This is a genomic window from Neptunomonas sp. (assembly GCF_041601355.1).
GTDB lineage: Bacteria > Pseudomonadota > Gammaproteobacteria > Pseudomonadales > Balneatricaceae > Neptunomonas.
Window position 1 is genome coordinate 1 of the sequence record NZ_JBFIIH010000126.1, and the last position, 11,076, is coordinate 11,076.

Annotated in this window: 10 protein-coding genes; 6 read left to right on the plus strand and 4 right to left on the minus strand. The window is 48.4% G+C overall.

The genetic code is table 11. The features are described from left to right. Positions 1–1,989 (minus strand): oligopeptidase A (prlC, locus tag ABY436_RS16255; protein ID WP_372739983.1); only part of this gene is annotated, 1,989 nt, incomplete at its 3' end. 170 nt (positions 1,990–2,159) lie between these two features. On the opposite strand from prlC, the gene ABY436_RS16260 reads away from it, so the two are divergent. After that, positions 2,160–2,702, plus strand: coding sequence for a gamma carbonic anhydrase family protein (locus ABY436_RS16260; RefSeq protein WP_372739984.1), 543 nt, complete (start codon positions 2,160–2,162; stop codon positions 2,700–2,702). 159 nt (positions 2,703–2,861) lie between these two features. Here ABY436_RS16260 and ABY436_RS16265 read toward each other — a convergent pair whose 3' ends face one another. Next, complete coding sequence (locus ABY436_RS16265; protein WP_372739985.1) at positions 2,862–3,149, minus strand: hypothetical protein; 288 nt, start codon at positions 3,147–3,149, stop codon at positions 2,862–2,864. A gap of 277 nt (positions 3,150–3,426) precedes the next feature. Here ABY436_RS16265 and ABY436_RS16270 point away from each other — a divergent pair, with 277 nt between their 5' ends. Further along, positions 3,427–4,479 carry an NAD(P)H-dependent flavin oxidoreductase gene (locus ABY436_RS16270; protein WP_372739986.1) on the plus strand — a complete coding sequence of 351 codons (1,053 nt, stop codon included), beginning with the start codon at positions 3,427–3,429 and terminating at the stop codon, positions 4,477–4,479. Between the two features lie 192 nt (positions 4,480–4,671). Here the strand turns inward: ABY436_RS16270 and ABY436_RS16275 are convergent, their stop codons facing one another. After that, positions 4,672–4,974 carry a hypothetical protein gene (locus tag ABY436_RS16275; RefSeq protein WP_372739987.1) on the minus strand — a complete coding sequence of 101 codons (303 nt, stop codon included), beginning with the start codon at positions 4,972–4,974 and terminating at the stop codon, positions 4,672–4,674. A gap of 126 nt (positions 4,975–5,100) precedes the next feature. Further along, a complete protein-coding gene (locus tag ABY436_RS16280) occupies positions 5,101–6,339 on the minus strand; it encodes a cytochrome-c peroxidase (RefSeq protein ID WP_372739992.1) in 1,239 nt (412 codons plus the stop codon). Between the two features lie 109 nt (positions 6,340–6,448). Here ABY436_RS16280 and ABY436_RS16285 point away from each other — a divergent pair, with 109 nt between their 5' ends. The 4 genes from ABY436_RS16285 to ABY436_RS16300 all read left to right on the plus strand — a co-directional run. Further along, entirely contained in the window at positions 6,449–7,714 is a 1,266-nt protein-coding gene (locus ABY436_RS16285; RefSeq protein WP_372739988.1) for an imelysin family protein, read from the plus strand. A gap of 7 nt (positions 7,715–7,721) precedes the next feature. Beyond that, on the plus strand, positions 7,722–9,203 hold the full coding sequence (locus ABY436_RS16290; protein WP_372739989.1) for a di-heme oxidoredictase family protein: 1,482 nt from the start codon (positions 7,722–7,724) through the stop codon (positions 9,201–9,203). Continuing rightward, the gene (locus ABY436_RS16295; protein ID WP_372739990.1) at positions 9,203–10,318 is read left to right on the plus strand and encodes an imelysin family protein; all 1,116 of its coding nucleotides are present in this window, start codon (positions 9,203–9,205) and stop codon (positions 10,316–10,318) included. The genes ABY436_RS16290 and ABY436_RS16295 overlap by 1 nt, the downstream gene beginning before the upstream one ends. After that, positions 10,305–11,076: DUF1513 domain-containing protein (locus tag ABY436_RS16300; RefSeq protein ID WP_372739991.1), on the plus strand; the 772-nt coding region annotated here is incomplete at its 3' end. The genes ABY436_RS16295 and ABY436_RS16300, both read left to right, overlap by 14 nt.

An 11,076-nucleotide genomic window follows, 5' to 3' on the forward strand; every position in this document is an offset into this window, starting at 1 on the left:
AGGTTCACGCCCACGAAATGCGACAAACAACTCCATCGGTTCTTTAGAACCGCCGTTTTCCAAAACTGTTTTAAGGAAACGCTGGCCTGCCTCCTGATTAAAAACGCCTTGCTCTTCAAACACTGAGAATGCATCGGCGGATAACACTTCAGCCCATTTATAGCTGTAATAACCCGCCGCATATCCGCCACCAAAAATATGGCTGAAGCTATGCTGAAAGCGATTGAACTCAGGGGGTGTGATCGCCGCAACCTGCTGGCGAACGTCATTTAACAACCCTTGGATATCGGTTTTACCCGCTTCAAACTCATGATGCAATTTGAAGTCAAAAATTGAAAACTCTAACTGACGCACCATCATTAATGCAGACTGGAAGTTTTTTGCAGCCAGCATTTTATCCAGCAATTCAACCGGCAGTGTTTCGCCCGTCTGATAGTGTCCGGAGATGATCGCCAGCGCTTCAGGCTCCCAGCACCAGTTTTCCATAAACTGACTCGGCAGTTCTACTGCATCCCACGCGACACCGCTAATACCACTCACATCCGCATATTCCATCTGTGTCAGCATGTGATGTAAGCCGTGACCAAACTCATGAAACAGCGTAGTTACCTCGTTATGCGTCAGCAATGCCGGATCATTACCCACCGGCCCATTGAAGTTACACACCAGGTACGCCGTTGGTAGCTGCAAAGAGCCATCTTGCAAACGTCGACGCGTGCGACACACATCCATCCATGCGCCACCCCGCTTGTTTGCGCGGGCAAAAGGGTCCAGATAAAAACGTGCAATGATCTCTTCATTACGCTTAATGGCAAACAGTCGGGCATCCGCATGCCAGCTATCCATTTCAGTAATTTCTTCAATATCGATATCAAATAAGCGTTTGGCAACATCAAACATTCCCTGCAGAACTTTAGGGAATGGAAAGTAAGGGCGCAACATCTCTTGTGATAACGAATAACGGGCTTGTTTGAGCTTCTCTGAATAGTAAGCGACATCCCAGGACTCAACACTCTCTGCAGCAAATTCCTCTTTAGCAAAAGCGCATAACTCTTTATATTCCTGACGTGCTACCTCTACGCTTTTATCTGCCAGATCATATAAGAACTGCAACACCTGCTCGGGTGTCTCGGCCATTTTAGTGGCGAGTGAGTAATGTGCATAACTTTCAAAACCGAGTAACGCCGACATCTCCTGACGCAGTGTCAGAATTTCCGTCATTACTTCTGAATTATCCCACTGGCCGGCGGTGGGTCCCTGATCAGATGCACGTGTCGCATAAGCCTCATAGACTTCACGACGCAACGCTCTGTCATCACAATGCGTAATCACCGGAAAATAGGAAGGAAATTCCAGCGATAGCAGATAACCTTCTTTGCCCTTCGCTTCTGCTGCTTGCCTGGCGGCCGCCAGCGACATTTCCGGCATACCTTTCAGCATGTCAGGATCAGTAATCAGCTTTTCCCATCCCTGCGTGGCATCCAATACATTTTCAGAAAACTTAGTGCTCAGTTCAGATAAGCGCTGGCGAATATCGGCATAACGCTGTTTTTTATCCACAGGCAGATCAATACCGGATAAACGGAAATCACGCAGACTATGTTCCAGGACTTTTTTCTGAGCCGTATCTAAACCAGAGCCTTGTTCGGATACACGTCGATAAGCATTAAACAGGCCTTCATTCTGGCCCATCTCCGTCCAATAGGCCGACAGCTTTGGCAGGTTTTCGTTATAGGCTTCTCGCAACTCATCGCTGTTCAGTACCATATTCAGATGTGACACAGGGGACCAGGCCTGATTAAGCGCATCATTAATCGTATCCAGCGGTGCAATCACTTTATCCCACTCAGCACTGCTGACATCCCCGGTCAGTCTGGCAATCTGCTCTCGTCCTTGCTGCAACAGCTGATCAACTGCCGGGGTAATGTCGGACGGTTTAATCTGACTAAACGGGGGTAGCAGGGTGGATTCCAATAACGGATTGCTCATTGATCTCTCCAAATCAGGCTCTGAACGCTGCATGAGCGTGCCAAATGCGTAACGGGTGCGGTTGTAAGTGCTTATATCAGTGCTAATGTCTGTAAATAGGCAGTACAACAGAAAATAGTGATTAGTATACAATGGGGACTGATTATGGCGATGCAAGCGAGTAATAATTAATGAATATTCGATCTTTTCAGGGAATCACGCCCACGCTTGGCGATAAAGTCTTTGTAGACCCTTCAGCAGTCGTGCTGGGCGATGTAAAAATCGGTGCCGATACCTCTATCTGGCCATTGGTGGTTATTCGTGGCGATATGCACAAAATCCGCATCGGCCACTCGTGTAGCATACAGGATGGTTCTATTCTGCATATCACGCACGCAGGTCCCTACAACCCCGACGGTTTCCCGCTGATCATTGGCAATCATGTCACCGTAGGCCATCAGGCCATGCTGCATGGCTGCACTATTGGTGATCGTATCCTGGTAGGAATGGGGGCCATGATTATGGACGGCGCGGTTATTGAGTCAGATGTGGTTATTGGTGCCGGTAGTTTAGTCCCACCGGGGAAAACACTCGCCAGCGGATTTCTGTATGTCGGCAGACCGGCAAAGCAGGTGAGGGCGCTCACAGAAAAAGAGATGGACTACTTTACCTACACCGCGGGTAATTATGTGAAATTAAAAGATCAGCATCTTCAGGAAGAGTGGGCCGTATAAGCCCGCTTTTCATTTTCAGAGAACCGGAAGGCGCTGCCTCCAGACAACAAAAACCGGCTAATTAGCCGGTTTAAGAATGAGTTGATCATCATGCTGAGCATAAACAGGCAACACCTTATTGCCTGTTTATACCGACGCTTTTATCAACTTTTATTAATACTAAGCTTCTTTAGATTGGGCCGGTGCCACTAAACCAAAATTTGCAATAACACCGTCATGCGCGCTGTTCACATTAGCATGAGTACCATCACCTAAATGCGCCTCAACAGATACACCTAAATCTGACAGTGGGCTACTCACTACGCTAAAACCCTGTGCTGTCGCTGCATGCCCGGCAGCTAAGTTAGCTTCAACAGACTGAGCAGAAAAATCACTTAAACCACCGGCAAATGCCTGAGAAGCCAAAAGAGCAGAAGAAAGAAGAGCAGTAGTCAGTAAAGTTTTCATGATAATTTCCTTTAATTTAAACAGTTCAGCGAGTGTCGCTGTTTGATGGGGCTAGTTTACAAACCAAAGCTGAAACGAAACTGAAATAAAAAAACTATTTTCCTACTATTTTAGTTATATGTACTAATCACCGAAAATAGATAACATAGTTAGCAAGGAGACCCCGCGGTAACGACTTATCTGATTGGCTCCGGGGGTTAACCGTCCGGCCTTGTGTGTAGTCAAAAAAATTCGCTGTTTGCCTGAGCTTTGTGCAACAAAAAGAGAAGTTAATAATATGAATATTAAGGATTTGTTAGGTATCGAGTTGCCTATTATTCAAGCACCGATGGCGGGCGTGCAGGGAAGCGAGTTAGCCATAGCCGTATCACAAGCAGGGGGGCTGGGTTCTTTGCCCTGCGCCATGCTGACACCTGACATGATTCGAACAGAATTAACGGCCATCACATCAACAACCAGCAAACCTTTTAATGTGAATTTCTTTTGTCACACGCCTCCTCAGGCGAATGCAGAACGCGAAGGCGTTTGGCGAACAGCATTGCAGCCTTATTTTGCTGAATATGACATCAATGCTGATGATATCCCCGCAGGACCTGGCCGGGCACCGTTCTCACACGACATCGCTGATGTAATTGAAGCATTTCGCCCGCCCATAGTGAGTTTCCATTTTGGCCTGCCTGCTCCTGACTTATTAGCACGCATAAAAGGGTGGGGGGCAAAGGTACTATCATCCGCAACTACCGTGGAAGAGGCACTATGGCTTGAAGCACATGGGGCAGATGCCATAATTGCACAAGGACTGGAAGCGGGAGGCCACAGAGGGATCTTTTTATCAGACGATTTAACCACGCAGGTCGGTACTTTTTCATTACTGCCGCAAATTGCTAAGGCCGTTAATATTCCCGTGATAGCTGCAGGCGGTATCGCCGACGCTACAGGCGTTGCCGCGGCGCTCTCGCTGGGTGCTATTGCCGCACAAATCGGTACGGCTTATTTACTTTGCCCGGAAACCAAAACAAGCCTGGTTCACCGCACAGCACTGAAAAGCGCCTCGGCACAGCACACCGCTCTGACTAACTTATTTTCCGGAAGGCCCGCTCGCAGCATCGTCAACCGTGTTATCCGGGAAATTGGCCCTATCAGCAACAGCCCGCCAGAGTTTCCTTTGGCCACAACCGCTATTACGGCCATACGCTCAAAAGCAGAAGCCGAGAACTGCGCTGATTTTTCGCCCCTCTGGTGTGGGCAGAATGCAACCGGGTGCAAAGAGATCTCAGCTACAGACTTAACCAGAGAGCTTTCGCCTGCAATACTAAAACGTTCAGTCTGATCGCCACGCAAAAAAAAGCCGCTGAACCGTCCCATGAAACATGAGAAAGTTAGCGGCTAAAGGTCTATCTACTTCATGATGAGAGAGCAACAGTGTTACCGGGCTGCTTATGCCTTAAACAACAAGTTCTGGTACATAGAACGATGAGAGCGGTTGTTTAATTAAGGGAGGCAAAGCCTCCCGTGTAAATGATTAAAGCTGTGCTTCTGTTGATTTAGCCGGCACGTCTAAACCTGACAACGCAACCGTATTGCTATTTATATGACTAGCAGCACTGGCAACGGTGTGATTGGCATCAGCCAAATGCGCCTGAGCCGAAACACCCAGATCAGAAAGTGGACTGCCAACGGATGCAAACCCCTGAGCGGTGGCTACATGGCCAACTGCCAGGTTAGCCTCAACAGACGGTGCAGAAAAATCACTTAAACCACCGGCAAATGCCTGTGAAGCCAAAAGAGCAGAAGAAAGAAGAGCAGTAGTCAGAAAGGTTTTCATGGTCGTTTCCTTAAATTCGTCAGCGTGTATCGCTGTTTGATGGTGCTACTATAAAACCCGTAGCTGAAACGAAACTGAAATAAGAAAACTTTTTTTAAAAGTTTTTAGTTATATACTTTAATCACTTTACGGCTTAATCAAATGCTCGTATTTTCTATCCGTTAGTGTTCCAAGAAATGCCACCAGCGCATCAATACGCTTATCATCCAGCGCAGGGCCTGTTTCAAGTTCTTTACGAGAGAGCGTCTCTGGTATTTCCGGTTCACGCCATTGATCACCTGTTTCAGGATTAATCTGACGTTTTACACTACGGCTGTTGTACTTGTTATAAAACAAAATCACTGTTCGTAAGTCTCTAAAAATACCGTTATGCATGTAGGGGGCAGTCACGGCAACATTGCGCAGTGTGGGGGTTTTAAATTTACCACGCTGGTCTGCGTCGTCTACATCAGGGTGGTTCAGCAACCCCTGGTCAAGCTGTGTGACATCATTCATCGCACGTAATGCAGTGTTAGCTGGCACACCAATGTTATGAAATTCGTAATTGCTAAAGGTTTCTTCCTGTTGCTCAGGCAATGTACGCAACTGGTGGCAAAGGTTACAGTTAGTAAATTGCTGGGAGAAAAACAGGGTGCGCCCTAAATCTTCTTGCGGTGTTAATTGATACTCGCCACGTAAATAACGGTCATATTTGGCATCAAAAGGTGAGAAAAAATCGGTTCTTTCAAACGTAGCAATTGCATCCGTCATGGCAGCATAAGCCTTGTCGGCTTGTTCAAAAATGGCCTCGCCATAGATGCCCTTAAAAGCTTTTTGGTAGTGGCTGTTTTCTTTTAAACGAGCAATGACACTGGTTTTATCCGGCATAGCCATCTCACCGGGATTGAGTGGTGGCCCTGCAGCTTGATCTGCTAACGTGCTAGCGCGTCCATCCCAAAACTGTCCGCCTTTAAAAACACCTTCTTTGGTTTGATGAAAAACAGGCGAAAACCCCGCATAACTGGCGGTGGGTGTATTCCTATCACCTAACGATTGCCCATCATCCCCTATTGAAGCGGCTGATGCAGCTCCCGTTCCGCGATGGTCAGAGAACCCCTTATCAGGCGCATGGCAGCTTGCGCAGGACTGGGTTCTGTTTTGTGATAAATTAACATCAAAGAATAACTGCTGGCCGAGTGATACTTTTCGGTTTTCGATAAGCGCTGCATCCTGAGAAGCCGGTGATTCTTGTATCTGGCGCTGTTCGGCATTGACGTTGCCGCTAGCGACTACAACTACTCCTGTAACTACTCCTGCAACTAAAAGTACTCCTACCAGATGTACTCCCAGACGCACCATTGAAGCAGAAAGATACACCGCCGCCATCTTCAATATTACGCTCTCCGATATAAAAAAATATTAAAAAACACTATTTGTAATGATAACGCTTATCATTTATATTTACAGCGAAATGTTCTTAGCTCAGGATAAATTAATGAAAGTATTTACAAAATTAGCACTCACTATTGCACTTAGTGCAACCAATACTTTTGTATTAGCGAATAGTGCGGCCTCTGTTGTAGGCACTTATGGTGATATTGCTGAAGCCGCTTATGCCGACTCTTTATCCACAGCTAAAATACTCAAAGCGTCTATCGATGACCTGTTAACTTCGCCTACACAAGCAAACCTGAATGCAGCACAACAGGCGTGGATCAATGCTCGTGTTCCTTACCAGCAAACAGAAGCATTCCGTTTTGGTAACGTGATAGTTGATGAATGGGAAGGCAAGGTGAATGCCTGGCCTTTGGATGAAGGGCTTATCGATTATGTGAATAGTGGAAGTTACGGCACTGAATCCGATGAAAACCTCCTATATAGCGCCAACGTGATTGCTAACCCGGTATTGAAACTTGGCAACAGAACCATTGATGCGACCCACATTACCCCGCAACTTCTTGCTGAAACATTACATGAAGTCGATGAGATTGATACGAATGTTGCGACAGGCTATCACGCCATTGAATTTCTACTCTGGGGACAGGATCTGAATGGTACAGAGAAAGGCGCCGGGGCTCGTCCCGCAACTGATTATAGTTTAACGGATTGTACTGGCGGAAATTGCGAGCGCCGTCGCGACTACCTGAGTGCCGTCACGACGTTGTTGATCACTGACCTGGAAGAGATGGCCAACAACTGGAAAGAGGGGGGCGCAGCACGCAACGACCTGGCAGCAAAAAGCGATAGTGAAGCGTTAAGAACCATCCTTAGCGGCATGGGTAGCCTCTCTTATGGAGAACTGGCCGGCGAGCGTATCAAACTTGGTTTAATGCTACACGATCCGGAAGAAGAGCACGATTGCTTCTCCGACAACACTCACAATTCGCACTATTACGATGCAAAAGGCATAAAGAACGTTTATCTGGGCGAATACACTCGTGTTGATGGCAGTTTAGTGAAAGGGCCTGGTTTATCAGATTTGGTCAGCGCTAAAGCTGCAGACGTTGATCAACAGTTGCGCGCCGAGTTGAATGCCACCGAAGCAGCCATGCAGGCTATGGTAGATCAGGCAAGTTTCGGTAATACTTTTGATGTACTGATTGCCAGCGGTAATACAGAAGGCAACGCGGTAGTACAGAAAGTAGTCGATACATTAACCGCTCAGACGCGCTCAATCGAGAAAGCGATGAATGCACTGGAGCTCGGCAGCGTAACGTTAGAAGGTTCTGATAGTCTCGATAACCCAAGCGCCGTTCAGTAATGCACCGATGAAAAGGCTCTTGCTTCTTGCGGTCAGCATAGTAGCGATTGCTGTAGCCACAGCAACGCTGGCTAGCCAGCACTGGCTGCTCTCTCAGGCCTATGCCAGTGAGCAGCAGCCTGAACCAGAATCAGAAAAAGCGTCTCTGCCCGTGGTTAAGAATGCCTTTTCATCATCCTTTTCATTACCATCCGCCAACCTTACTGCAGAGGAGCGGATGTCGTTTACACTGGGCAGCAGCCTGTTTAGCAAAATATGGGTCTCGTCGCCCTCGTCAACCACGGCCAGCGATGGTCTTGGCCCGCTGTTTAATGCTCGCTCCTGCCACAGTTGCCATATCCGTAATGGCCGTGGACGCCCTACAACAACAAACGACAGCGCAGATGCTGCGATCTCCATGATTCTGCGCCTGAGTGTTCCTGCGCACACGCAGCAGCAACGAGCAATGCTGGCATCAGGCCAGCAAAGCGCACTCCCCGACCCCATGTATGGCACACAGCTACAAGGCTTATCTGTACAGGGAATTGCCGCAGAAGGCCGTATAAAAGTGCGGTATACCGAGCTTCCCGTGTCACTTTTAGCCGGTGATAAGAACGCCACTATTTCACTGCGTACGCCTGAGTATGATATTAAACAACTAAGCTACGGCCCATTGCACCCCGATACCCGGATGTCAGCCCGGGTAGCTCCGCCTATCATCGGTCTGGGTTTACTCGAAGCCATCTCAGAGTCCGTTATTCTCGCAAACGAAGACCCCAACGATCTCGACAACGACGGTATTTCAGGGCGCGTAAACCGTGTCTGGGATATGCAGAAACAAGACCACAGTATCGGCCGCTTTGGCTGGAAGGCAGGGCATCCCACTTTACAACAACAGAATGCTTCAGCCCTACACGCGGATATCGGCATCTCTTCCCCGATGTTCCCAAGTGGATCAGGTGATTGCACAGCAGCACAAACACACTGTCAGATGCTGCCCAACGGTAATAGCGCACATCTGGATAATGCTGAAGCCTCTGCGCAGATGCTCGATCTGTTTACGTTTTATACGCGTAATCTGGCAGTTCCGGAGCGACGCAATGTGCATGCACCCGACGTTATCCGTGGCGAAAAACTGTTTACCGCTATCGGCTGCCAGCGCTGCCACACACCTGCTTATATCATTGACAATGGCTCATCCAACCCCCCGGTGAAACAGACAATCAGCCCCTACACTGACCTGTTATTACATGACATGGGTGAAGGTTTAGCCGATAACCGTGACGAATTTCTTGCCACGGGGCGCGAATGGAGAACCGCGCCTCTATGGGGCATTGGCCTGACAAAATCTGTCAGCGGTCATACTCAGTTTTTACATGACGGGCGTGCCAGGAATTTAGCGGAGGCGATTATCTGGCACGGCGGGGAAGCAGACGCCAGTAAAAAACTTTTCATGCAACTGTCACCACAAAACAGACACGCTCTCATCTCATTTCTGGAATCACTCTAATGCAACCGAGCCATTCATTAACACCCGTTTTACTTGGTCTATCTTTATTCCTGTTCGGCGTTGGCGTTGTTCATGCAGCACCCACTGAAGAACAGTGGAGTGAATTAAACAACGTCATTATCGAGCAGCACCTGTTTCCTCGTTACCAACGTCTGGCGGATAACAGTTTAGCGATGTCTGAACAGCTTAAGCACTTATGTGAAGCGCCAACCGCTCAGCAACTAGACGCAGCACAACAGAGTTTTATCAGTGCTCAGGCCAGTTGGCAGGGCGTACAGCATATACAGTTTGGCCCGGTAACATTGCTGATGCGGAATTATTCTCTGCAATACTGGCCGGATAAAAAGAATATTGGCGCAAAACAACTCAGTGCACTTCTGACGTCCACTGAAGCAAGGTTTGATGACGAATTTTTCCGCTCAGCCAGCATCAGCGTCAAAGGCTTCCCGGCACTTGAGCGCCTACTCTTTGCTAAAGATAAGCAGATACAAGAACGCAATGCGGTTGACTGCCGTCTGGCCAATGCTATTGCAGAACACATCTATGACACCGCTCAGGCTATTCACAGTGAATGGACAGAGGAAGCGCGCTTAGTCTCACTGGCGAGTAACAATACAAGCTCAGCGGATACGGAAGCTGAAGAGTATTTTGCCTATGAAACACCTTCAGAGGCCGCGACAGAGTTTATGAAATCGCTTGTTGAGCCCATTGAAGCTATCCGTGATAACAAGCTCCTGAAACCACTCGACACATCAGCGCAGCAAAGCCGCTGGAAGAAAAGCGAATCATGGCGCAGCGGGCAATCTATCAACAATATCCGGGAAAATATTATCGCTCTGCATGAACTCTACAGTGGCACTCACCCCGTCAGCGTGAAAACTCTGTTAGAGGCATCGAATGACACTGAGCGTGCTGCTGATATTGAAGCCGCGTTTAAGATGATTACAGCGGAGCTGGCTCAGCTACCTGCCATTAACGAGATGAATATCACTGCGCAAATGCACCAACAGCTCATGCAGGTTAGCGGCCACCTGAAAATCTTGCAGAATCATCTGGAGCTGGCCATGCAAACCCTGAATATCCAATTAGGATTCAACAGCCGTGACGGGGATTAATCGCCGCCAGTTTTTAGGCTGGCTGGCAGCTTCTTCGGTGTTATTACAAAGCAGCGCAGCGCAGGGCTATTCATCAAAGGCCTCCGAGGCATCGCAACGCTTCGCTTCTGCCAGCCAGGGAATAGATGGGCAGCACTACCTGAACCTGTTTAATGGCCTTGGTAAACAGCTGATACGCCATCCGCTGCCATGTCGCGCACACCAGATCGTCAGCCATCCTATTCAACCCTGGTTGTTTGCGGTATCCCGACGCCCGGGAACATCCATCGATGTACTCGATTACCAATCCGGCAGACAAGTACAACGGATTATGTGTGCCGATGGATATCATCTCTACGGACATGCTCAGATTAGTGCCGATGGCCGCTATCTGCTCACCACAGAAAAGAGCGGGCAACATGAGCATGGCCGCATTGTTATACGCGACATCAAGATAAATTTTGACATAGTCGAAGAGTATTCATCCGCGGGTATCGGCCCGCATGAATTGCGCCTGTCTCCAGACCAGAAAACACTCGTGATTGCCAATGGTGGCATCAAAACGCAAGGCCGCGAGAAGCTTAATCTGGAATCGATGCAACCATCATTAGTTTATCTCGATTTACACACAGGACAACCACTTGAGCAGGTTCGCTTACCTGAGGAGTATCATCAGTCAAGTATCCGCCACCTGGATATTGCCACGGATGGACAGGTACTGATCGCCATGCAATATGAGGGCAACCCTGGTGACACCGTCCCGCTAATCGCTTATCACA